The sequence below is a fragment of the Azonexus sp. GW821-FHT04F04 genome, from assembly GCF_059420025.1.
The window spans coordinates 449,775-472,284 of sequence record NZ_JBWKSX010000001.1; the positions used below are offsets into that span (position 1 = coordinate 449,775).

The window sequence follows — 22,510 nt, forward strand, 5'->3', positions numbered from 1 at the left end:
ACCATGGAAAGTCGGCCGGGTGAGATCGATGCTTTACGTTGAACTGAATCGCGAGTCCATCGAGCAGGCGCTGAACGAATGGTCTCCGAGGCAAGCCGCGGCGGGGGTTGTCGCCTTGTTGCCGGAAGCGGAAAAAGACCGTCTGCCTGTATTGCAGGCAGCCTGCCGGCAGCATGGGTTGGCGTTGGCCGGGGGAATCTTTCCTGCGCTGATTCGGCAAGAAACTTTTTTGACCCATGGCGTCTGGCTGCTTTGCTTCGATCAGATGCCGCCGCATTTCTTGTTGCCTGCCGTGAACGCCACGGATAATGCTGCCAGCGCTGTTGTCGCGGCGGCACGTGAGGGCTTGAAGAACTGTCCGCCCGGGGCGCCAAAACCGACATTGTTCCTGCTCTTTGATGGCATGGTGCCGAACGTGGCCAGCATCCTTGACGACATCTATCTCGAACTCTCGAATCGTGTCGAATATGGCGGGGTCAACGCGGGGAGCGAGACTTTCCAGCCGATGCCTTGTCTGTTCGACGAAATACAGGTGGTCGGCGATGGCGTACTTGGCCTGCTGTTGCCCGGCAACATGGCGCCGACACTCGAGCATGGCTTCGCGCAGCCTGAGCAGGCGATGAGCGCGACGTCGACCGAAGGCAACCGGATCGCGATGATTGACTGGCGACCTGCATTCGACGTCTATCAGGAAATTATCAAGGCGCAATACGGCATCGATCTGCAGCGCGACAATTTCTACGAATACGCCGTACATTTTCCCTTCGGTATCCTGCGTGCCAATGGCGATGTCGTGGTGCGTATTCCCGTGGCTTTGACCGATGATGGTTCGCTCTATTGTGTCGGCGAAATTCCCGAGAATGCCATGCTGGTGTTGCTGCAGGCGCCGGCGGCGGGCGCGCACGGCTGCATTGTGCGGCTGGCTGATCGTCTGCGTGGCGCCCATGGCCCGATGCAGGGAGCTCAGGTGCTGACCTTTTATTGTGCCGGTCGGCGCATGCATCTTGGTAAAGATGCTGAAAAGGAACTGGCCGAGCTGCAGGCGGAAACGAGGGCTGGCGAGATGGGGGGCGCCCTCTCGCTGGGGGAAATCGGCAGCACGGTGCGCTGGGGCTACCCGATGTTCCACAATGCTACGCTGGTTTGTTCGCCTTGGCCGATGGCATGAACCGCGAGCAGATTCTCAGTGTTCTCTATGACCTTTCGCTGACGATAGGTGGCGAGCTAGGTCTCGATAGTCTGCTCAAAAAAACGCTGCAACGCCTGTTGTTTCATACATCTTTCCCGGCTGGTGTTGTCCTTGCCGCACCGAATGCCACTGAGTTCGGGATGTCGGCCATTCTGGAGAACTCCATCGGCGATTACCTGCTGGCCGAGCGTCACGGGACGCGTTTTAACTTGCCGAGTGGCCTGTTGTCCGGAAAGGTCAGGTTGCTGGATGATCCCGACTTGCTTCGTCCCTTGTCGATCGATCAAGCCTACAGCCATTGTCTTCTACTGCCGGTCGACGAGCGCTACACCATCCTGCTCCTGGCGCCTGCCGCACCCCCCTCCGATCTGCCGCTGACGCAGATATTCCAGCCGGTCCTCGCCAATCTGGCCAAGGCGATCATTCTTTGCCGCAATAATGAGCGCTTGACCCAGGCTCTGGCCGACGACCGCGATGACGCGCGGGCGGAACTGGCGGTGGCCTTGGCCCAAAGTGAACGTGAGCGGGCTTTTCTCGATTCGCTCTATGACGCGATTCCCGACCTGGCCTGGGTAAAGGATCCGAACGGCGTTTATCTGTCGTGCAATCCGGCCTTTTCCCGGCTTTACAATGCCAGCGAATATGACATTGTCGGTCGCACCGATGACGATTTCGTCAGCCATGAAATGGCCGAATTTTTCCGTGCCAATGACCGTGCGGCTGCTGCCGCTGGTGGTCCGACGGTGAATGAGGAGTGGCTGACCTTCGCCGATAACGGCTATCGTGGGCTGTTTGAGACCATCAAAACGCCGATGCGCGACAAAGACGGCTATTTGATCGGCGTGCTCGGCGTATCGCGAGAAATTACTGAGCGGCGCCGCATCGAGGAGGCCTTGCGCAAAAGCGAGGCGGAACTGGAGCAGCATCGGCGCCATCTTGAAGCGATGGTGGCTGAACGCACCCGCGATCTGGCGCAAGCCAATGCCAGACTTGAACAAACCCAGTTTGCGATGGACCGGGTCGGGCTGGGTATTCATTGGGTCGATGCTGACGGGCATTTTGTTTACGTCAATCATGTCGCGGCCGAAATGCTCGGGTATTCGGTCGACGAACTGCTTCACCTCAGCGTGCCCGATATCGACCCGACCATCCGGCCCGGCGGCTTTGCCGAGGCGACGACGGAAATGCGGCGAACCGGCGGGGCCAGCATGGATACGACGAACCAGCATCGCGACGGCCATCTGATCCCGGTGCACATCAACATCTATTACCGGCCGGAAAGTGCAACTGAACCAGCGCGCTACATCACCTTTGTCAGCGACATCAGTGAACGCAAGCGGGGCGAGCAGGAGTTGCGCGAGGCGAAGGATCTCGCCGAGTCGGCGACCAAGGCGAAGAGCGCCTTCCTGGCCAACATGAGCCATGAAATCCGGACGCCGATGAACGCCATCCTCGGCTCGGTGTACCTGATGCGTCGTGGCGGGGTGGATGACGCCTTGAGCGTGCCCTTGAATCGCATCGAAGCCTCGGGCCAGCATTTGCTGGCGATCATCGATGACATTCTTGATCTGTCGAAGATCGAAGCCGGGAAGCTGGTGCTCGAACAGGCGCCGCTTGTGCTGTCCCGCCTGATGAATGAAGTCGCCGAGATGCTGGCTGGGCGGGCGCGTGAGAAGAATCTGGCCTTGCGCGTCGAATCGGCGGTCTTGCCCGGCTGCCTGCTCGGTGACGCGACGCGGCTGCGCCAGGCGTTGCTCAACTATGCCAACAATGCGATCAAATTTACCGAGAGCGGCACGATCCGCCTGCGCAGCAAGGTGCTTGAGGAGAATGCCGACAGCGTGCTGATCCGGCTTGAGGTGTCGGATACCGGCATCGGTATCGAGCCGGACGCCTTGGTCCGGCTGTTTTCCCCGTTCGAGCAGGCCGATGCGTCGACCACCCGCAAGTACGGCGGCACTGGCCTTGGGCTGGCGATTACCCGGCATCTGGCCGTGTTGATGGGCGGCGAGGCAGGGGGCGAGAGCACACCCGGCAAGGGCAGTGTTTTCTGGATTACGGCGCGCCTGAAACGGCAGCTGGCCGAGGTCAGAAACCCGTCATCCCCGCTGCAGGGCGGCGATATCGAGGCCATGCTCAGCCGCAAATTTGCCGGGCGCCTGGTGCTGCTGGTCGAGGACGACCCGATCAATCTGGAAGTGGCGCAGATGCTGCTGGAAGATGTTGGCCTGGCGATCGATGTTGCCGAGGACGGGGCCAAAGCGGTCGCCAAGGTGGCCAGCAAGGAATATGCACTGGTCCTCATGGACATGCAGATGCCGCGTATGGACGGACTCGAGGCGACCAGGCGCATCCGCCAGCTGGCCAATCGCCAGGACTTGCCAATCCTGGCGATGACCGCCAATGCCTTTGCCGAGGACCGCGAACAATGTCTGCAGGCCGGCATGAATGACTTCGTCGCCAAACCGGTCAATCCGACTTTGCTCTATACGGCCCTTTACCACTGGCTCGGCGGCACACTGGTCGTCTGACCGAGTTTTTCCGGGCTTGCCACGGTCAACCGGAAAAAACCGCCAAATTTGAAGTCCTAAAGACCCGCTTCGGCGGCAATCGCCTGGAGCAGCGGGGCAACTATCTTGGCGGCGGGGCCTTTCGGCTGCCGATAGCTGACCCAGGTTGTATTTTTCTCGCCGGGCAGCGTGTAGATCGAGATCGCAAATGGACAGAACACGATGTTGTGCGGGTCCATTTCCATCATTTTGCGCGACAGACCGGCCGAGCAGAATTCGATGATTTCCGCCTGCTCGAAGATCTGACGCGTTGCGCCGATGTCACTGCCGGTGCGGTTCAGCATGTCGGCAATATGCGAGGTGTAATTGATCACCAGCCCGCGGTTTTCGATGGCCATGACGACAGCGTCGCGGGTGTCGGCAAAATTGCTGGTCAGCTTTCTCTTGACCATCCACTCTTCGGCCTGGGCCACTGTAGCGGCCAGCGCGAAGCAAAGCAGAAATGTGAGGTGGCGCATGTTGGTTCCTGTATTAGCGATTACTGATGCGCTCATTGTAGGCGATGTCCCTCGCCTGCGGTCGACGCGAAAAAACGGCCCAAAACCTTATTCTGGCAGCGGCTCGAACAGCGCGGCGAGATCGTCCGTGCCGAACTTGACGTCGACGCGATAGTCGTCTGACAGGATACCGGCAGCCAGTTCCGCCTTGCGTTCCTGCAGGGCGAGGATCTTTTCCTCGATGCTGCCGCTGACGATCAGCTTGTAGACGAACACTGGCTTGTCCTGGCCGAGGCGGTGGGCACGGTCGGTGGCCTGGTTTTCGACGGCCGGATTCCACCACGGATCGTAGTGGATCACGGTGTCGGCAGCGGTCAGGTTAAGGCCGACGCCACCAGCCTTGAGGCTGATCAGGAAGATCGGCACTTCGCCATCCTGGAAGCGGCGGATCGGCACTTCGCGGTCTACCGTGTCACCGGTCAGCGTGACGTAGGCGATGCCCATCTTGTCGAGTTCGTGCTCGATCAGGGCCAGCATGCTGGTGAATTGCGAGAAAACCAGAACCTTGCGGCCTTCATCGACCAGTTCGGGCAGCATCGCCATGAGCAGGTCGAGCTTGGCCCGTTCCGGCACCTTGCGGGCCGCCGTGGCCTTGACCAGGCGCGGGTCGCAGCAGACCTGACGGAGCTTGAGCAGGGCATCGAGGATGACGATCTGGCTGCGCGCAAAGCCGCGATTGGCAATTTCATCGCGGACCTTGGCATCCATCGCGGCGCGTACCGTTTCGTAGAGGTCGCGCTGGGCGCCTTCGAGTTCGACGCTGCGGATGATGATGGTTTTCGGCGGCAGTTCCTGGGCGACGTCTTCCTTTTTTCGGCGCAGGATGAAGGGCCGGATGCGGCGGGCGAGCAGGGTGCGGCGCCGGAGGTCGCCCTGCTTCTCGATCGGCGTCCGCCAGTGGCGGGTGAACTGCTTGCTGGTGCCGAGGAAGCCGGGGAGCAGGAAGTCGAACTGGCTCCACAGTTCCCCTAGGTGGTTCTCCAGCGGCGTACCGGTCAGGCACAGGCGATGCCGGGCATCGACCTTGCGCACCGCCTCGGCGCTCTGGCTCTGGGCGTTCTTGACCGTCTGCGCCTCGTCGAGAATGAGCAGGTGGTAACTGTGCTGCATCAATTCCTCAGCATCGCGCCAGAGCAGCGGATAGGTCGTCAGCACCACGTCGTGCTGCATGATTTGCGGGAACAGGACCTTGCGTTCCGGGCCGTGCAGTGACAGCACCTTGAGGCCGGGGGCGAAGCGCGCTGCCTCGTTCTTCCAGTTGAAGATCAGCGAGGTCGGCAGGATGATCAGCGCCGGCTTGTCGAGGCGCCCGGCTTCCTTTTCCATCAACAGATGGGCCAGCGTCTGGGCTGTTTTACCGAGACCCATGTCGTCGGCCAGGATGCCCGACAGATCGTGCTCGCGCAGGAACTGCAGCCAGGCCAGGCCTTCTTTCTGGTAGGGGCGCAGTTCGAGCTTGAAGCCGGCCGGCGGCTCGACGTCGCCGATACCCTGCGCCTTGAGCAGGCGCTCGGCCAGCGCCATGATGTCGCTCTGGCCGCGGAACTGCCAGCGGCTGATATCGGACAACTCGGCCAGGCGTGGTGCGTCGAAGCGCGACAGGCGTAGGGTATTGCCGCCGGTAAAGCCGTCGAACAGGTCGATCAGCGTCGCGGCCAGCGGCTTGAGACGACCGGCCGGGACGCGCAGGCGCTTGCCGCGGGCGGTGTAGAGATCAATGCCCTCGTCATCGGGAACGCGCTCGAGTTCGGCCGCTTCCAGCCAGCGCGGGTCGGTGCGGAACAGGTTGGCCAGCAAGGGCGCCAGCGGCAGACGCTCGCCCTCGACCATGACGCCCATGTCGAGGTTGAACCAGCCGTTGTCGGCCTCGTAAAGTTCGGCCTCCCAGCCATCGACCTCGATGACGTGGTGACGGAAATCCTCGGGGAATTCGACCTGCCAGCCAGCTTCCTTGAGACGCTGGGTACCATCCTGCATGAACGGCACCCAGCTGGCCTCTTCGGCCAGCCCGTAAATGCCTTCCGGCGGGCTACCAAAAGTGTGCAGCGTGTGCCCGGGGATCTTTTGCAGGCCACAGCCTTCAAGCGCCTGCAGCGCCTTGGCTTCATCTTCGGGGCGGCGCATCAGGCGGATGGTCTCGCCTTCCGGCAGGGTGATGAACTCGCTCTTTTCTTCGGGGCGAACCTCGGCATCGCCATAGCGGAAAATAATCTTGGCGACATCAAAGGGGCCGCCGCCGAAGTTCTGAGGATAGCTGCGCCAGGCCCGGTGGCCGTGCGTGTGCAGGGTTTCCAGTTGCAGGATCGGAATCAGCGGAGCGTCAACCAGGCGCAGGCGGGCGCCGGCATCGGAGCCGGGCAGCGGCAGGTCGGGCGCCAGTTCGGACAGTGCTTCGGCGACCAGCGCGGCTTCGTTGGCCGAGAGCGGCGGCAGCGAGAACAGGCGGTTGATCACGTCCGGGTTGCCGGTCACTTCCAGCGGCCCGGCCTCGCCCTCGGCCAGATCGATGTACCACGGGGGATCGACGGCGACGATCATCTCGGCAGATGGATCTGGCTTCAAATGCGGCCGCTGGAAACCCATGCCATCGACCTGCCAGCCGATGCTGGCCGGCCGGGTCGGGCCGGCGTTGAGCGGCAGCCCGAGGTCGTCCTCCGGGTAAAGCCGGTGGCTGGCCGCCATACGCTGCAGGATTTCGGCTCCATGCTTGGGGCCCAGGCCAAAGGCACGCAAGCCGGTTTCGTGGCCACGGTCAGCCCAGATCAGGCGCAGGATGCCGAGGTCTTCTTCATTGACGAACTGCGGCGGCGTGACCAGCGCCCGGTCCACCTTCCACCATTCCTCGGCGCTCTCCGGATACTTGCCCTTGCGGATCTCAATGCCGAACTGACGCTTGTCGGCCGTCCATTTCAGGATGTAGAAAAGTTGCTGGCGGGCGCTGGCCGGCCGGGCTTTCTTTTTGGCGACAGCGACCGAGACGCGGCGCAGGTCTTCGAGCCAGGACAGGGCGCTGCCACTGACCGGTTCCTTCGGATTGCGTTCTTCGATGGCCCTAAGCAGCATGGCGGCAACGTGCTTGCAATGTTTGCCGGCTGAGCAGGTGCAGCGGCTGATTACCGTCATTTCGCCGCTCTGGGCCTGACTCAGGTAAGCCTGTGCGACGTAAGGCTCGCTTGACGAACCGGGGACCAGGGCACGCATCTGGCTGCCTTCGATGGTCAGGTCGCGCACCAGGTCGACGTAGGGGCGGGCCTTGTTGATATCGCGTGTGGCGAACCACTCGGCGATGTTCTCTTCAGTGAAGGTGGTGAGGTTGACTACGGCCATCGGCGGTCAGGCAAGCAGCGCGCCGAGGAGCAGGGCGAGAAGCAAGGCGATAACGGCCAGCCAGCGGTTTTGCTGGTGCTGGGCAGCGATCAGGCGATCGATTTGCGGTTGCAGGTCAGGCCTGGCCGGCTGGGCCAGCGCCTGATGGACAAGGCGCGGCAGTTGCGGAATGGTGCGGGCCAGATAGGGAGCTTCCTGTTTGAAGCTGCGGATCAGTCCGCGCCAGCCAATCTGCTCACTCATCCAGCGCTCAAGGAAGGGCTTGGCGGTGGTCCACAGGTCGAGTTCCGGGTCGAGCTGGCGACCGAGGCCTTCGATGTTGAGCAGCGTTTTTTGCAGCATGACCAGTTGCGGCTGGATTTCGACGTTGAAACGGCGCGAAGTCTGGAACAGGCGGAGCAACACCTTGCCGAATGAAATGTCCTTGAGGGGACGATCAAATATTGGTTCGCAGACGGCGCGGATGGCGGCTTCGAACTCGTCGACCCGGGTGTCTTTTGGGGCCCAGCCGGATTCGATGTGCGCTTCGGCAACGCGTTTGTAGTCGCGGCGGAAGAAGGCCAGGAAGTTCTGCGCCAGGTAGTTCTTGTCGGAATCGGTCAGCGTGCCGACGATGCCGAAATCGAGCGCGATGTAGCGGCCATCCGGGGCGACGAAAATGTTGCCGGGATGCATGTCGGCATGAAAAAAGCCGTCGCGGAAAACCTGGGTGAAGAAAATTTCGACGCCGGCCGCAGACAGCTTGGAGAGGTCGATGCCATCGGCGCGCAGTTTGTCGATCTGCGAGATCGGCGTGCCCTTCATGCGCTCCATGACCATCACGGTCGACGTGCAGAAGTCCCAGTAAATCTCGGGGACGATCAGCAGCTTCGAATCGGTGAAGTTGCGGCGCAGTTGCGAGGCATTGGCTGCTTCGCGCATGAGGTCGAGCTCGTCGCGCAGGTACTTGGCAAATTCGGCGACCACTTCGCGTGGTTTCAGGCGCTTGCCATCGGCCCACAGCTTTTCTAGCAGCATGGCCAGGTTGTCCATGAGCGCCAGATCGTGCTCGATGACCGAAAGCATGTTGGGGCGCAATACCTTGACGGCTACTTCATGGCCGCCATCTTCGGCATGCAGCTTGGCGAAATGGACTTGGGCGATCGACGCCGAGGCGATTGGCGTCGGGTCGAATTCGGCAAAGACCTCGCTGGCTGGTCGGCCATAGGCCTTCTCTATTTCGGCGAGGGCGAGATCGGAGGCGAAAGGCGGGACGCGATCCTGCAGTTTGGCCAGTTCGTCGGCAATGTCCATCGGCATCAAGTCGCGTCGCGTAGACAGTACCTGGCCGAACTTGACGAAAATGGGCCCGAGCGATTCGAGGGCAAGGCGCAGGCGAACGGCGCGTGGCGTGGACAGGTCGCGCCAGAATTGCAGGGCGTTGGCGAGGCGTACCAGGCGACCGCTCGGCTCGTGTTCGAGCACCATTTCGTCGAGGCCGAAACGGCTGGCGACTGAGGCGATCTTGAGCAAACGAAAGAGACGCATGTGGACTGTAAACGCCGGCCGGGCCGGGCAAAATCGCTAAACGAGCATGTTAACACGCCAACGGCGGTTACGCCCCCGTGATTTGTGACTGTTTGAGGCGGCAGGGTGGGGCACCAACAATCTTGCAAGTTGGTGTGGGCAATAGGATAAACTCAATAATGAAACCTGCCGGTGTCATGCTTAGCCACCATTAGTCATTCGAAGCGTCGATGAACGAACCGAAACACCCCTCCGTTATTGCTCGTGAGGCGCTCAAGCGTCTGGCGACCAGTCAATTGGCTCCGACGCCGGCCAATTATCAGGCTTGCTACAATGAAATCGCCAATCTACCCAATCTGCCGCCGTTTCCTGAGGGGCCGCTACGCGAGTTGCTGAGTGACTTGCCGGCCCGGAATGAAGAGCAGGAGAGGCAGTTGGACAGGCTCGCCAGCGCAATTTCCAAGCGTAGCTGGCAGGGGATCAAAGAGTCCTTGGTTGCCTTTGCTCTGGCTGGCGAGTCCCGCGTCCTTGAGGGGGGTGTGCAACACCTTGCGCAGCCCTTGCCCCGTGAGTTCGCTGGCAAGCTGGCGCGTTTTGTCGAATGCGTGCTGCCGGCACTTGGTGAGGAAGACTCCCGGGTTCTCAGTGTGGCCGGCGAGTTGCTGCTGTTGCTGCGGCAGCCGACGGTAGATATTGCGCAGGTCCAGGCACTTTTTGGCAGCCTGACGCATCAGGCTGTCTTTGCGGCGGAGGAGCAGGTCGAGATCAAGGGCTCCCTGCTCAAGTTGCTGCATCTGATTATTGAAAATATCGGTGAATTAAGTACGGACGACAACTGGCTCAAGGGGCAGATCGACGGCCTGCTGGCCAGTGTGGCACCGCCGCTGACGCTGCGCCATCTTGATGAAATGGAGCGTCGCCTGCGCGACGTGATGGAAAAGCAGGGGCGTGCCAAGTCGCGTTCGGTCGAAGCGCAGGCAGAAATGCGCCAGATGCTTGCCGAGTTCATCGAGCGTTTGGGCGTGATGAACAAGTCGAGTACTGACTTCGAGGGGCGGATCGAAGCCAGCGCACGCCAGATCGAACAGATATCCAGCATCGGGGATCTGAAACCGCTGCTCGATGACGTCATCGCGGCGACGCATGCAATGGCCGAGGAGACGGCACACTCGCGTGAGCAATTGAAGAGCCTGCAGGACAAGGTGGTGGTTACCGAGGCAGAACTGATGCACCTGCACCAGGAGCTGGATAGTGCCAGCGCTCTTGCCCGCCACGATCCGCTGACCGATGCCCTGAATCGCAAGGGGCTGGATGAGGCCATGGAGCGTGAGGTTTCAAGCGTGCGGCGCAAGGAAACGCCTTTGTCGGTCAGCCTGCTCGATATCGACAATTTCAAGCGCTTGAACGATCGTCTCGGTCACGAGGCTGGCGACCGTGCCTTGGTTCATCTGGCCGATGTGGCACGTCGCAACATGCGGCCGAGCGATACGCTGGCCCGCTACGGCGGTGAAGAGTTCGTCGTCTTGATGCCGGAAACGACCCTTGATCAGGGCATCGAGGCAATGGCCCGCTTGCAGCGGGAGTTGACCAAGGCCATCTACATGGCGGGGAACGAGAAGATTCTGATTACCTTCAGTGCCGGGGTGGCCCAGCTGGCGGCCGACGAGTCGGGTACCGATGCCATCCGGCGGGCCGACCAGGCCATGTACCTGGCCAAGCGCGCCGGCAAGAACCGCGTGATGGGCGGCTGACAGCTGATTTTCGGGTGTCGCTGAGTCACTGTTTCCCACCGGTTGCCGACCCGTCGGCTCGGCTGCTCGTTCTTGGCAGCCTGCCGGGCAAGGCGTCGCTGGCGGCGCAGGAATATTATGCCTACCGGCAGAACGCCTTCTGGCGAATCATGGGTGATTTGATTGGCGCCGGACCCGCTTTGCCTTATCCCCAGCGGCTGGAAAAATTGCGGGCGGCGGGCATTGCGCTGTGGGATGTGATCGCGGCGGGTGAGCGCCCGGGTAGTCTCGATGCCGATATCGTCAAGGCCTCGGTTTGCGTTAACGATTTTTCAGCCTTTTTTGCCGTTCACCGTGGCATTCGTCGTGTTTTTTTCAATGGCGGTGCAGCTGAGGCGGCCTTTCGCCGTCATGTGCTGCCCGGATTGCCGGGGGCGGATTTGCAATTGATTCGCTTGCCGTCCACCAGTCCGGCCCATGCCGCCAGCAGTTACGCCGACAAGCTTGCGGCATGGTCGGCGATTGTTGCTCCGGCCAAATAAGTCGGGATCGGCAGCGTATAATCGACGTTTTGCAAATTTTCGCCCCAAATCAATGCCCCTAGACGTTAAATCCCAGCTGACCGCCCTCCTCCAACAGGCGCTGGCCAGCGTTGCGCCGACCGCAACCGATACCCCCATTCATCTGGAGCGTCCACGCGATCCGACGCACGGTGACTTCGCGACCAACCTGGCCATGCAGTTGGCCAAGGCGCTGAAGAAAAATCCGCGTGAGATTGCCCAGCAGTTGGTCAATGAACTGCCCGTCTCGGCGCTGGTCACCAAAGCCGATGTGGCCGGGGCCGGGTTCATCAATTTCACCCTCGATGCCGGCGCCAAGACCAGTGTCGTCAAGGCCGTGCTGGCCGAGGGAGAGAATTTCGGGCGGTCGACGCTGGGTGGCTGGCAGAAGGTGCAGGTCGAGTTCGTCTCGGCTAACCCGACCGGTCCGCTGCACGTTGGTCACGGCCGTGGCGCGGCTTATGGCGCCTCATTGTCCAACCTGCTGACTTTCGCCGGCTGGGATGTGACGCGCGAGTACTACGTCAACGACGCCGGCCGGCAGATGGATATCTTGGGCTTGTCGACCTGGCTGCGTTACCTGGCGCAGAACGGCGTCGACGTACCCTTCCTGCCCAATGCCTATCAAGGCGACTACGTGCGCGACATGGCCAAGCAGATGAGCGCGGCGCATGGCACCAAGTTCGTCCGTCCGGCGGCAGATGTTTTGGCCGGAACGCCCGGCTTGCCGGATGCCGAGCGGGCTGACGACGAGGCCAAGCGCCAGCGCGACCAGCATCTCGATGCCTTGATCGCTAACGCCAAGACCTTGCTCGGTGCCGACTGGACCTACGTCCATCAGCATGCCTTGTCCGAGCAGTTGGCCGATTGCCGCGACGATCTTGAGCAATTCGGCGTCCATTTCGACGTCTGGTTCTCCGAGCAGGCCCTGTTCGACACCGGTCTGGTTGCACGTTGCGTCGATCTGCTCGAAAAGAACGGCCATCTGTACGTGCAGAACGGTGCCCGCTGGTTCAAATCGACCACCTTTGGCGACGAGAAGGACCGCGTCGTCCAGCGCGAGAACGGTCTCTACACCTATTTCGCTTCGGACATCGCCTACCACCTCAACAAGTTCGAGCGTGGTTTCGACAAGGTCATCAATATCTGGGGCGCCGATCACCACGGCTACATTTCCCGCGTCAATGGCGCAATCACCGCCCTTGGTTTGGATGCCGGCAAGTTGCAGGTGGCGCTCGTCCAGTTTGCAGTGCTCTACCGCAATGGCCAGAAGGCGTCGATGTCGACGCGCTCAGGCGAGTTCGTCACCCTGCGCGAGCTGCGCGGCGAGGTCGGCAACGACGCCTGCCGTTTCTTCTACGCCCTGCGCAAGTCCGACCAGCACCTCGATTTCGACCTCGATCTAGCCAAGAGCCAGACCAACGAAAATCCGGTCTATTACATCCAGTACGCCCACGCCCGTATCTGCTCTGTGGTCAATCAGTGGGCTGGCGAACCGGCTGCACTGGAAGATGCCGACCTGTCGCTGCTCAGCAATCCCCGCGAACTGGCCATTGCCAGCAAGCTGACCGAGTTCCGCGACCTCATCGACAGTGCAGCCCGCGAACTGGCGCCGCACCTGATCGCCTTCTACCTGAAGGATCTGGCCGGCGAGTTCCATGGCTGGTACAACGCCGAGCGCATGCTGGTCGATGATGCAGCGCTGCGCGATGCCCGCGTCGCCCTGGCTATCGCCGTCCGCCAGACGATACGCAACGGACTGACCATTCTGGGCGTCAGCTGTCCGGAATCCATGTAAGGAATTGCCATGAGTCGCGATATGAAGCCCCGCAAGAGCCAGCCGGCAAAAAAGAAGTCGGCCGGCGGCACGCTGGTCGGCATGTTTATCGGTCTGGTCATCGGTATCGGCTTGGCGGCAGGCGTCGTCTGGTATCTCAACAAGTCGCCGCTGCCTTTTGTCGAGAAGGCCCAGCCGCCGGCCCGGGCTGACGCGGCCAATGGCAAGAACGGTCAGCCGAGCCAGCCGCTGGCGTTGCCCGGCAAGCCGGGTGATCCGATTCCGGAAAAACGTTTCCAGTTCTACGACATCCTGCCCGGCAAGGCCGACGCGGTGCCCGACAAGGCGCCCAAGCCGGATGCCAAGACGGAAGAACCGAAGAAGGACGAAGCCAAGAAAGACGAGCCCAAGGAGTCGAAGACGCCGCTCTTCCTGCAGGCCGGTTCGTTCAGTACGGCGCAGGATGCTGACAACCAAAAGGCCAAGCTGGCGTTTATGGGTATAGAGGCCGTTGTTCAGCAGGTGATGATTCAGGACAAGACCTTCTATCGGGTTCGTGTCGGTCCCTACACGAAGATAGATGAATTGAACAAAGTCCGTGCCGAGCTTGCCAAATCGGGTGTTGAAGCTCAACTAGCCAAATAGGAGTAGCGAATGAAGGATGCACGTCGTAGTTTCGTCGGTTCCATTTTTGCCCTTTTTTTCGGGTTGACCGTGGCAATGCCGTCTTTTGCTCAGGGCGCCGCGTTCACGCCGGTTAGTCCGGCCCAGCCGACCGAGGATCCGGCCAAGATCGAGGTGCTCGAGTTTTTCAGCTACGGCTGCCCGCATTGTGCCGATTTCAACCCGCTGTTGACCGCCTGGGCGGCCAAGCTGCCGTCCGACGTGGTCGTCAAGAAGGTGCCGATCACCTTCGGGCGCGCAGCCTGGGCCAACATCGCCAAGCTCTACTACGCGCTCGAAATCACCGGCGACCTGCATCGTCTTGAAGGCGACGTTTTCCGGGCGATTCATGGCGAGCGCATCAATCTGTTCGATGAAAGAACGCTGACCGAATGGGTCGTCAAGAAGGGTGTGGATGCCAAGAAATTTGGCGAAACCTTCAATTCCTTCGGTGTCATGAGCAAGGTCAAGCGTGCCGACCAGATGGCGCAGGCTTACAAGATCCAGGGCGTGCCGGCTTTGGCAGTCGATGGCAAGTTCCTGATCGGCGACATGGGTTTCAACGAGAAGCTGGCCGTGGCCGACAAGCTGATCGCTCAGGCGCGCAGCGAGAAATCCAAGGGCGCCGGCAAGAAATAATTGACGCTTAAAGTCTTCATCACGGGCGCCTCGTCGGGAATCGGCGAGGCGCTTGCCGTTTACTACGCCGCCGAGGGCGCCATCCTGGGCCTGGCGGCGCGGCGAAACGAGTTTCTCGAGGCATTGAACCAGCGTTTGGGCGGTCGGCATGCCTGTTACGCGCTTGATGTCAGTGATGCCCCGGCCCTGCATGCCGCTGCTACCGATTTCATTGCCCGCTTCGGCGCCCCGGACATCATCATCGCCAATGCTGGCGTTTCAGCCGGCACGCTGACCGAGTTCGAAGAGGATCTCGACGTCTTTCGTCGGGTCATGGATACCAATGTTTTCGGCATGGCGGCGACCTTCGCGCCCTTCATTCCGGCGATGAAGGCGGCTGGCGACGGCCGCAAAAGGCAGCGTCTGGTCGGCATCGCCTCGGTGGCTGGCATTCGTGGTTTGCCCGGCGCCGAGGCTTATTCGGCTTCGAAGGCGGCGGCCATCGCCTATCTGGAGAGCCTGCGTCTTGAAATGCGCCCGTACGGCATCAAGGTCGTCACCATTGCTCCGGGCTACATCGAATCCCCGATGACTGCGGTCAACCCCTACAAAATGCCGTTTTTGCTGCCGGTCGATCAGGCGGCATCCCGTTTCGCTACGGTGATCGCGCGGGGTACCAGCTATGCCGTCATTCCTTGGCCAATGGGCGTTGTCGCCAAAGTCCTGCGCGTCCTGCCTAACTGGCTATATGATCGCCTGTTCACAAGCGCCCCGCGCAAGCCGCGCGGCTTGTTAAAATAGCCCGATGCTAGAACTCAAGATCAATGGCGAAGCCCGCCAGTTTTCCGACACGCTGACCGTGACCGGCCTGATTGAGCAACTCGGCTACACCGGCAAGCGTATCGCTGTTGAACGCAACGGCGAAATTGTCCCCAAAAGCCAGCACGCCACGACGGCGCTGGTGTCGGGTGACCAACTTGAAATTGTCGTCGCCGTTGGCGGCGGTTAAGGAGCCTACCCCATGCATCAACTGACTATCGCCGGCAAGGCGTACCGTTCCCGTTTGCTGGTCGGCACCGGCAAGTACAAGGATTTCGCCGAAACCCGTGCCGCCATCGACGCCTCCGGTTCGGAGATCGTCACCGTGGCGATCCGCCGCATGAACATCGGCCAGGACCCGAGCCAGCCCAATTTGCTCGACGCCCTGCCACCCTCGCAATTCACCATCCTGCCCAATACCGCCGGCTGCTACACCGCCGACGATGCCGTGCGCACCCTGCGTCTGGCCCGCGAACTGCTCGACGGTCATCCGCTGTGCAAACTTGAGGTGCTCGGCGACCCAACCAGCCTTTTTCCGAACATGCCGGAAACCCTGAAGGCGGCCGAAACCCTGGTCAAGGATGGCTTTCACGTCATGGTCTACTGCTCGGACGACCCGATCCAAGCCAAGATGCTCGAAGAAATCGGTTGCGTCGCGGTCATGCCGCTCGCTTCGCTGATCGGCTCCGGCATGGGCATCCTCAATCCGTGGAATCTGCGCCTGATCATCGACAACGCCAAGGTGCCAGTGATCGTCGATGCCGGTGTCGGCACGGCTTCTGACGCCGCGATTGCCATGGAGCTTGGCTGTGACGGCGTGCTGATGAACACCGCCATTGCCCATGCCAAGAACCCCGTTCTCATGGCCAGCGCCATGAAGAAGGGGGTCGAAGCGGGCCGCGAGGCTTATCTGGCCGGCCGCATGCCGCGCAAACTCTACTCGGCCGACCCGTCGTCGCCGACTTCCGGATTGATCGGCTCATGAGCGCTACCCCCCTGATTCAACCGGCTGCCGTCGGTGAAGGCGTCTACGAAGAAGGCCGCGAAGGCTACGGCCACATCAAAAGCTACGTCCGTCGCGCCGGCCGCATGTCCTCGGCCCAGGAAAACTACTACGCCGAGATGATGCCGAAGATCGGCGTCGTCTACGCCCCGCAGCCCATCGACCTGGCCACGGTCTACGGCCGAAATGCCCCGAAAATCCTCGAAATCGGCACCGGCATGGGTGAAACCACGGCCAGGATTGCCGATGCCAATCGCGACAACGATTACCTCGGCGTCGAAGTGCACGTGCCGGGCGTGGGCGCCCTGTGCAAGCAGATCGCCGAGCGCGAACTGACTAACCTGCGCATCTGCCAGCACGACGCCGTCGAAGTCGTCCGCGACATGCTGCCCGAAGCCTCGCTCGATGGCGTCCATGTCTTTTTCCCCGACCCGTGGCACAAGGCTCGCCACAACAAACGTCGGCTCATCCAGTCGCCCTTCGTCGCGCTGCTCGCCTCGCGCCTCAAGCCGGGCGGCTATTTCCACTGCGCCACCGACTGGGAAGAGTACGCCCACCAGATGCTGGAAGTCCTCTCGGCCGAACCGACTTTGGTCAACAGCGCCGACGGCTTTGCGCCGCGCCCCGACTACCGTCCGCTGACCAAATTCGAGAACCGCGGCATCCGCCTGGGTCATGGCGTTTGGGATGTGATTTTCCGGAAAAAATAGCTGCCTGATTGATGGCTCCTGAGTAGAATGAGAGTCGGTGTTTGTCAGAAAAAATGAGGAAATCATGAAAAAAATGAAAATTGCCGTCAGCGGTATATTGCTTCCCATCCTGGCCCTTGCGCTGTCTTCTGCCCCCGCACTTGCCGCCGATCGTTCTGGTAAGGAAGTCGTCGACACGGTCTGCGCTGCCTGCCATACGACTGGCAAGGATGGCGCCCCCAAAATCGGCGATCAGTCCGCCTGGGCAGAACGTGCCGCCAAAGGTCTGGACAAGTTGACGCAGAATGCCATTACCGGTGTTCGCAATATGCCGGCCCACGGCGGTCAAGCCGCCTTGACCGATCTCGAGATGACGCGTGCCGTTGGTTACATGGTTAGCGGCGGCAAGGCCGCCGATGCGAAGAAGGTCGCCAAGACCGCGAAGTCGCGCACTGGCGAACAGGTGGTCAAGGAGCGTTGCCAGGAATGCCACAGCAGTGGCAAACAGGGCGCGCCGAAGCTGGGTGATATGAACGACTGGAAACCGCGTTTGCAAAATGGCGTCGATCCTTTGGTCAAGTCCGCTATCAACGGCCACAACTCGATGCCGGCCCGTGGTGGTCTGGCCAATCTGAGCGATGCCGAAATGAAGGCCGCCGTCGAGTTCATGGTCAGCAAGACGGGCGGCGCTGCCGCCAGCAAGTAAGCCCCGGCGGCCTGCCGGCCGCCAGATCGGCAAAATGCCGGCATCGCTCGATGTCGGCATTTTTATTTTTGCCGGGGCAAGACGGCCGCCTGTTCAGGCATCTGGCGATGCGTGTCCGGGCGGTAGTCGTCGGCTCGTCATGCGCCAACGATGGCGGGCTGTTAAACTCTCGCGCCTCAATGACAGCAAACCGGGAATGATTCATGTGGTTCCGTAATCTCCAGCTTTACCGCCTGCCGACGCCTTGGGCAGTCGATCTCGCCAAATTCGAAGAGCAACTGGCCCGTGGCCCGTTCGTGAAGTGCCCGAGCAACCAGCCGATGAGCCGGGGCTGGGTGTCGCCGCGCCGCGATGGCGCGCTGGTTTATTCGCTCGGCCAGCAGTGGATGATCGCCCTGAGCGTCGAGCAGCGCCTGCTGCCATCGTCGGTGGTCAATGACGAAGTCAAGGAGCGCGCCGAACTGGTCGAAGCCCAGCAGGGCTACGCGCCAGGGCGCAAGCAGCTCAAGGAATTGCGCGAGCGCGTCACGGAAGAACTGATGCCGCGCGCCTTCACCCGCCGCCGCACGACCTACGTCTGGCTTGATCCGCAAAACGGCTGGTTCTGCGTCGATGCCGGCAGCCCGGCCAAGGCCGAAGAGGTCATCGAGCATCTGCGCCATTGCCTCGACGACTTCCCGCTGACCATGCTCCACACCCAGGTTTCACCGCAAGCCGCGATGGCCGACTGGCTGGCGGGCGGCGACGCGCCGGCCGGTTTCACCATCGACCGCGATTGCGAACTGAAGGCGGCCGGCGAGGAAAAGGCCGCAGTGCGTTACGTTCGTCACCCGCTCGACGGCGACGAGATCAGCGGCGAGATCAAGGCTCACCTGGCGGCCGGCAAGATGCCGACCAAGCTGGCACTGACCTGGGACGACCGCATCTCCTTCGTCCTTGGCGAAAAGCTCGAAATCAAGCGCCTCGCCTTCCTCGACCTGCTCAAGGAAGAGGCCGAGAAATCGGCCGAACACGCCGACGAGCAATTCGACGCCGATTTCGCGCTGATGACCGGCGAGCTGTCGCGTTTCCTGCCACAACTGCTCGAAGCGCTGGGCGGCGAGGTCGTTGAAGCGCAATGAAGGATATAGACGCCTGCCCCTGTGGCAGCGGCAGGCGTTATGCCGAATGCTGCGGTCAACTGCATTTTTCGGCCAAAAATGAAATGACGCCGGAGGCGCTGATGCGTTCGCGCTACAGCGCCTACGTGCTCAAGCTGGCCGATTACCTGCTGGCCAGCTGGCATCCCTCGACCCGGCCGGCCAGCATGGACCTGGCCGAGGACGACGGCACCAAATGGCTCGGGCTGGAAATCAAACGCTGTCAGCAGCAGGATGAAAATCACGCCACCGTCGAATTCGTCGCCCGCTATCGCATCGCCGGGCGCGGCCATCGCCTGCACGAACTGAGCCGTTTTGTCCGCGAGGACGGCCGCTGGTTTTACCTTGATGGCGACATTGACGCGCCCACCCTCTGAAGAAAACGAACACCCCATGATCATCCTCAAGAACGTCACCCTGCGCCGCAGCTCGAAAGTGCTGCTCGACAAGGCCTCCGTCACCATCAACCCCGGTGAGAAGGTCGGCCTGGTCGGTCGCAATGGTGCCGGCAAGTCGACGCTGTTCGCGCTGCTCAACGGCACGCTGCATGAGGATGGCGGCGATTATTCGATCCCCAAGCAATGGCAGATGGGCCAGGTGGCGCAGGACATGCCGGAAACCGAGCAATCGGCCACCGACTTCGTCATCGACGGCGACACCAAGCTGCTCGCCGCCCGCAACGAGGTGCACGACGCCGAAGCCAGCGACGATGGCATGCGCATGGCCGAGGCCTACATGGCCTTGAACGACGCCGGCGAGCACGATGCCGAAGCGCGCGCCCAGTCCTTGATCCTCGGCCTCGGCTTCAAGGTTTCCGAGCTGCACAACCCGGTCAACAGCTTCTCCGGCGGCTGGCGCATGCGTCTGCAACTGGCCCGCGCCCTGATGTGCCCGTCCGACATCCTGCTCCTCGACGAACCGACCAACCACCTCGACCTCGACGCCCTCGTCTGGTTGGAGGCGTGGCTCAAGCGCTACCAGGGCACGCTGGTCATGATCAGCCACGACCGCGAATTCCTCGACGCCATCACCGGCGTCACGCTGCACATCGACAACGCCAAGCTGGTCCGCTACGGCGGCAACTACAGCAAGTTCGAAGACATGCGCGCCGAGCAGATGCTGCTCCAGCAGGCGACGATGGCCAAGCAGGCCGAGAAGATCGCCCACCTGCAATCTTTCATCAACCGCTTCAAGGCCAAGGCCAGCAAGGCCAAGCAGGCACAGAGCCGGGTCAAGGCGCTCGACCGCATGGAAAAGATCGCGCCGGTGCTGGCCGATGCCGAATTCACCTTCGAGTTCCAGGAGCCGCAGAACCTGCCCAATCCCATGCTGTCGATGATGGATGTCACCATCGGCTACCCGCCGGCCGAAGAAGCGCCGGCCGGCACGCCGCCGACCGTCATCGTGCGCGGCATCAACCGTTCGGTGATGGCCGGCCAGCGCATCGGCATCCTGGGTGCCAACGGCCAGGGCAAGTCCACGCTGGTCAAGACCATTGCCCGCGACCTCAAGGCGATCAGCGGCGACGTGACCGAAGGCAAGGGCCTCAACATCGGCTACTTCGCCCAGCAGGAACTCGACGTGTTGCGCCCGCAGGACACACCGCTCGAACACATGGTTCGGCTGGCCAAGGAGGCTATCGCCAACGGCCGCAGCAACGTGCCGGGTCGCGAGCAGGAATTGCGCAACTTCCTCGGCACCTTCAATTTTGGCGGCGAGATGGTCAAGCAGGCGGTCGGCACCATGAGCGGCGGCGAAAAGGCCCGCCTCGTGCTGTGCATGATCGTCTGGCAACGGCCCAACCTGCTACTGCTCGACGAGCCGACCAACCACCTCGACCTCAACACCCGCGAGGCGCTGGCCGTCGCCCTCAACGAATTCGAAGGCACCGTCATGCTGGTCAGCCACGACCGGGCGCTGCTACGTTCGGTCTGCGACGAATTCTGGCTGGTTTCCAAGGGCGGCGTGGCGCCGTTCGACGGCGACCTGGAAGACTACCAGCGCTACCTGCTCGACGAAGCCAAGCGCGTGCGCGAAGAGGCGTCAGCGGCGCAGAAGAAGCTCGCTGCCTAGCCAGCTGCTTTTCGCAAATATTCACAATTGGCGTCATGCCGCTGGATTAGGATTGTTCCACTTAACTTTTTTGAGGAACAATCATGGGTCTTCTTGATTCCGTCGTCGGCGCTCTGGCTGGCGGACAGTCGGGTGGCGAAAGCCCCTTGTTGAACGTTGTCATGCAACTGATCAACAACCCGCAGACCGGTGGTCTGGGCGGTCTGGTCCAGTCCTTCCAGCAGGGTGGTCTGGGCAGTATCGTCAATTCATGGGTTTCCACCGGCCAGAACTTGCCGATCTCGGCCGAGCAGATTCAGGCGGTGCTTGGCGGCGGTCAGTTGCAGAACATTGCCGCGCAATTGGGCATGTCGACGGAGCAAGCATCCGGCGGTTTGGCCGATCTGCTGCCGCAACTGGTCGACAAGCTGACCCCGAATGGCCAGGTGCCCGAAGGTGGCGATCTGCTGGCTCAGGGGCTGGATATGCTGAAAAAGGGTGGTCTGTTCAGCTAAAGAAAACGTTCGAGCAGAACGTTGAGAAAGCGCCGACCCTTCGCGGTCGGTGCAATTTTTTCCGGGCCGATTTCGAGCAGGCCATCGGCCTCGGCTGCCTTCAGTTCCGACTGGATGCCGATCATGGGCTGCGCTGTCCGTGCTTCGTATAGCGACGGGTGAAAACCGTCGGACAGCCTAAGCGCATTCATCATGAACTCGAAGGGCAGGCTCTTGGCCTCGACCTGTGTTTCTTCCTGCACGGCGTTGCCGCTGCGGATGTTGTCGAGATAGGCCTTCGGGTGCTTCCAGCGCATCTGGCGTAGCACGCGGTCGTGCAGCGTCAGCTTGGAGTGGGCTCCGGCGCCGATGCCGAGGTAGTCGCCGAAATACCAGTAATTGAGGTTGTGTTTGCACTGCTTGCCGCGCTGGGCGAAGGCCGAGGTTTCGTAATTGCTGAAACCTGCGGTGGCCAGGCGAGCCTCGATGCTTTCCTGCATGTCGGCGCAGATGTCGCCTTCCGGCAATTCGGGCGGAAAGGCGGCGAATCGGGTGTTCGGCTCCAGTGTGAGCTGGTAGCAGGAGAGGTGCGAGGGCGAAAACGACAGGGCGGTTTCGACGTCGGTGAGCGCTTGCTCATGCGTCTGGCCCGGCAGGCCGTACATGAGGTCGAGGTTGAAGGAGTCGAAATGCTCGCCGGCCAGCTGCGCCGCGCGTCTGGCTTCGGCGGCGCCGTGAATGCGGCCGAGGGCATTGAGATGGTCGTCGTTGAAGCTCTGGATGCCAAGTGACAGGCGATTGACGCCAGCCGCGCGGAAGCCGGCAAATTTCTCGGCCTCGACCGTGCCCGGGTTGGCTTCGAGGGTGATCTCGGCATCCGGTGCCAGCATGGCCAGCGCCCGGAAGGCGGCGATCAGTTCGTCGATGGCCGCCGGCGAGAGCAGGCTGGGCGTACCGCCGCCGAAGAAAACGCTGAGCACCGGCCGGCCCCAGATCAGCGGCAGGGCGGATTGCAGGTCGGCGATCAGGGCATCGACGTATTCGCGCTCGGGAATCGTCCCGTTGGCCTCATGCGAGTTGAAATCGCAGTACGGGCACTTTTGCACGCACCACGGCACATGGACGTAGAGCGCCAGCGGCGGCGAAACGCGGAATTCCAGGTTTGCCACGG

General features: G+C 61.6%; 20 protein-coding genes. 16 read left to right on the forward strand and 4 right to left on the reverse strand.

Going from position 1 to position 22,510, the window contains the following annotated elements; all coding sequences use genetic code 11:
• Window positions 1–28: 28 nt before the first annotated feature.
• Window positions 29–1,168 carry an FIST signal transduction protein gene (locus AC07TV_RS02190; RefSeq protein WP_494646757.1) on the forward strand — a complete coding sequence of 380 codons (1,140 nt, stop codon included), beginning with the start codon at window positions 29–31 and terminating at the stop codon, window positions 1,166–1,168.
• Window positions 1,165–3,720: a response regulator gene (locus AC07TV_RS02195; protein ID WP_494646758.1), complete on the forward strand. Its 2,556-nt coding sequence runs from the start codon at window positions 1,165–1,167 to the stop codon at window positions 3,718–3,720. Before AC07TV_RS02190 ends, AC07TV_RS02195 begins: the two co-directional genes overlap by 4 nt.
• Window positions 3,721–3,776: 56 nt before the next feature.
• Here the strand turns inward: AC07TV_RS02195 and AC07TV_RS02200 are convergent, their stop codons facing one another.
• The 3 genes from AC07TV_RS02200 to ubiB form a co-directional block, all read right to left on the reverse strand.
• A complete protein-coding gene (locus tag AC07TV_RS02200) occupies window positions 3,777–4,217 on the reverse strand; it encodes a DUF302 domain-containing protein (protein WP_494646759.1) in 441 nt (146 codons plus the stop codon).
• 87 nt (window positions 4,218–4,304) lie between these two features.
• Window positions 4,305–7,583, reverse strand: coding sequence for a DEAD/DEAH box helicase (locus tag AC07TV_RS02205; RefSeq protein ID WP_494646760.1), 3,279 nt, complete (start codon window positions 7,581–7,583; stop codon window positions 4,305–4,307).
• A 6-nt stretch (window positions 7,584–7,589) separates the two neighbouring features.
• Window positions 7,590–9,110: a ubiquinone biosynthesis regulatory protein kinase UbiB gene (ubiB, locus tag AC07TV_RS02210; RefSeq protein WP_494646761.1), complete on the reverse strand. Its 1,521-nt coding sequence runs from the start codon at window positions 9,108–9,110 to the stop codon at window positions 7,590–7,592.
• A 209-nt stretch (window positions 9,111–9,319) separates the two neighbouring features.
• Here ubiB and AC07TV_RS02215 point away from each other — a divergent pair, with 209 nt between their 5' ends.
• The 14 genes from AC07TV_RS02215 to AC07TV_RS02280 all read left to right on the forward strand — a co-directional run bounded on the left by AC07TV_RS02215 (window position 9,320) and on the right by AC07TV_RS02280 (window position 21,360).
• Window positions 9,320–10,840, forward strand: a complete 1,521-nt coding sequence (locus AC07TV_RS02215; protein WP_494646762.1) for a GGDEF domain-containing protein — start codon at window positions 9,320–9,322, stop codon at window positions 10,838–10,840.
• Window positions 10,841–10,854: 14 nt separating this feature from the next.
• Window positions 10,855–11,361 (forward strand): DNA-deoxyinosine glycosylase, encoded by a 507-nt coding sequence (locus AC07TV_RS02220; protein ID WP_494646763.1) that lies wholly within the window; start codon window positions 10,855–10,857, stop codon window positions 11,359–11,361.
• A gap of 52 nt (window positions 11,362–11,413) precedes the next feature.
• The gene (gene argS / locus AC07TV_RS02225) at window positions 11,414–13,177 is read left to right on the forward strand and encodes an arginine--tRNA ligase (RefSeq protein ID WP_494646764.1); all 1,764 of its coding nucleotides are present in this window, start codon (window positions 11,414–11,416) and stop codon (window positions 13,175–13,177) included.
• 9 nt (window positions 13,178–13,186) lie between these two features.
• Entirely contained in the window at window positions 13,187–13,801 is a 615-nt protein-coding gene (locus AC07TV_RS02230) for an SPOR domain-containing protein (protein WP_494646765.1), read from the forward strand.
• A gap of 9 nt (window positions 13,802–13,810) precedes the next feature.
• Window positions 13,811–14,458, forward strand: coding sequence for a thiol:disulfide interchange protein DsbA/DsbL (locus AC07TV_RS02235; protein WP_494646766.1), 648 nt, complete (start codon window positions 13,811–13,813; stop codon window positions 14,456–14,458).
• On the forward strand, window positions 14,459–15,238 hold the full coding sequence (locus AC07TV_RS02240) for an SDR family oxidoreductase (protein WP_494646767.1): 780 nt from the start codon (window positions 14,459–14,461) through the stop codon (window positions 15,236–15,238).
• 4 nt (window positions 15,239–15,242) lie between these two features.
• Window positions 15,243–15,446 (forward strand): sulfur carrier protein ThiS, encoded by a 204-nt coding sequence (thiS, locus tag AC07TV_RS02245; RefSeq protein WP_494646768.1) that lies wholly within the window; start codon window positions 15,243–15,245, stop codon window positions 15,444–15,446.
• Between the two features lie 12 nt (window positions 15,447–15,458).
• A complete protein-coding gene (locus AC07TV_RS02250; protein WP_494646769.1) occupies window positions 15,459–16,241 on the forward strand; it encodes a thiazole synthase in 783 nt (260 codons plus the stop codon).
• The gene (gene trmB / locus AC07TV_RS02255; RefSeq protein ID WP_494646770.1) at window positions 16,238–16,969 is read left to right on the forward strand and encodes a tRNA (guanosine(46)-N7)-methyltransferase TrmB; all 732 of its coding nucleotides are present in this window, start codon (window positions 16,238–16,240) and stop codon (window positions 16,967–16,969) included. Before AC07TV_RS02250 ends, trmB begins: the two co-directional genes overlap by 4 nt.
• Before the next feature lie 64 nt (window positions 16,970–17,033).
• Window positions 17,034–17,654: a c-type cytochrome gene (locus AC07TV_RS02260; protein ID WP_494646771.1), complete on the forward strand. Its 621-nt coding sequence runs from the start codon at window positions 17,034–17,036 to the stop codon at window positions 17,652–17,654.
• 203 nt (window positions 17,655–17,857) lie between these two features.
• Window positions 17,858–18,775: a recombination-associated protein RdgC gene (locus tag AC07TV_RS02265; RefSeq protein WP_494646772.1), complete on the forward strand. Its 918-nt coding sequence runs from the start codon at window positions 17,858–17,860 to the stop codon at window positions 18,773–18,775.
• Window positions 18,772–19,170: a YchJ family protein gene (locus AC07TV_RS02270; protein ID WP_494646773.1), complete on the forward strand. Its 399-nt coding sequence runs from the start codon at window positions 18,772–18,774 to the stop codon at window positions 19,168–19,170. Before AC07TV_RS02265 ends, AC07TV_RS02270 begins: the two co-directional genes overlap by 4 nt.
• 16 nt (window positions 19,171–19,186) lie before the next feature.
• Window positions 19,187–20,866, forward strand: coding sequence for an ABC-F family ATP-binding cassette domain-containing protein (locus AC07TV_RS02275; RefSeq protein ID WP_494646774.1), 1,680 nt, complete (start codon window positions 19,187–19,189; stop codon window positions 20,864–20,866).
• Window positions 20,867–20,949: 83 nt separating this feature from the next.
• On the forward strand, window positions 20,950–21,360 hold the full coding sequence (locus AC07TV_RS02280) for a YidB family protein (protein ID WP_494646775.1): 411 nt from the start codon (window positions 20,950–20,952) through the stop codon (window positions 21,358–21,360).
• On the opposite strand, the gene hemW is transcribed toward AC07TV_RS02280, so the two are convergent.
• Entirely contained in the window at window positions 21,357–22,508 is a 1,152-nt protein-coding gene (gene hemW, locus AC07TV_RS02285) for a radical SAM family heme chaperone HemW (protein WP_494646776.1), read from the reverse strand. The two genes, AC07TV_RS02280 and hemW, sit on opposite strands and share 4 nt — an antisense overlap.
• Between the last annotated feature and the right edge of the window lie 2 nt (window positions 22,509–22,510).

Bases quoted from the DNA above. Each gene is read 5' to 3' on its own strand.
- AC07TV_RS02190 (WP_494646757.1), top strand. From the start codon at position 29: ATGCTTTACGTTGAACTGAATCGCGAGTCCATCGAGCAGGCGCTGAAC.
- AC07TV_RS02195 (WP_494646758.1), top strand. From the start codon at position 1,165: ATGAACCGCGAGCAGATTCTCAGTGTTCTCTATGACCTTTCGCTGACG.
- AC07TV_RS02200 (WP_494646759.1), bottom strand. From the start codon at position 4,217: ATGCGCCACCTCACATTTCTGCTTTGCTTCGCGCTGGCCGCTACAGTG.
- AC07TV_RS02205 (WP_494646760.1), bottom strand. From the start codon at position 7,583: ATGGCCGTAGTCAACCTCACCACCTTCACTGAAGAGAACATCGCCGAG.
- ubiB (WP_494646761.1), bottom strand. From the start codon at position 9,110: ATGCGTCTCTTTCGTTTGCTCAAGATCGCCTCAGTCGCCAGCCGTTTC.
- AC07TV_RS02215 (WP_494646762.1), top strand. From the start codon at position 9,320: ATGAACGAACCGAAACACCCCTCCGTTATTGCTCGTGAGGCGCTCAAG.
- argS (WP_494646764.1), top strand. From the start codon at position 11,414: ATGCCCCTAGACGTTAAATCCCAGCTGACCGCCCTCCTCCAACAGGCG.
- AC07TV_RS02230 (WP_494646765.1), top strand. From the start codon at position 13,187: ATGAGTCGCGATATGAAGCCCCGCAAGAGCCAGCCGGCAAAAAAGAAG.
- AC07TV_RS02235 (WP_494646766.1), top strand. From the start codon at position 13,811: ATGAAGGATGCACGTCGTAGTTTCGTCGGTTCCATTTTTGCCCTTTTT.
- thiS (WP_494646768.1), top strand. From the start codon at position 15,243: ATGCTAGAACTCAAGATCAATGGCGAAGCCCGCCAGTTTTCCGACACG.
- AC07TV_RS02250 (WP_494646769.1), top strand. From the start codon at position 15,459: ATGCATCAACTGACTATCGCCGGCAAGGCGTACCGTTCCCGTTTGCTG.
- trmB (WP_494646770.1), top strand. From the start codon at position 16,238: ATGAGCGCTACCCCCCTGATTCAACCGGCTGCCGTCGGTGAAGGCGTC.
- AC07TV_RS02260 (WP_494646771.1), top strand. From the start codon at position 17,034: ATGAAAAAAATGAAAATTGCCGTCAGCGGTATATTGCTTCCCATCCTG.
- AC07TV_RS02265 (WP_494646772.1), top strand. From the start codon at position 17,858: ATGTGGTTCCGTAATCTCCAGCTTTACCGCCTGCCGACGCCTTGGGCA.
- AC07TV_RS02270 (WP_494646773.1), top strand. From the start codon at position 18,772: ATGAAGGATATAGACGCCTGCCCCTGTGGCAGCGGCAGGCGTTATGCC.
- AC07TV_RS02275 (WP_494646774.1), top strand. From the start codon at position 19,187: ATGATCATCCTCAAGAACGTCACCCTGCGCCGCAGCTCGAAAGTGCTG.
- AC07TV_RS02280 (WP_494646775.1), top strand. From the start codon at position 20,950: ATGGGTCTTCTTGATTCCGTCGTCGGCGCTCTGGCTGGCGGACAGTCG.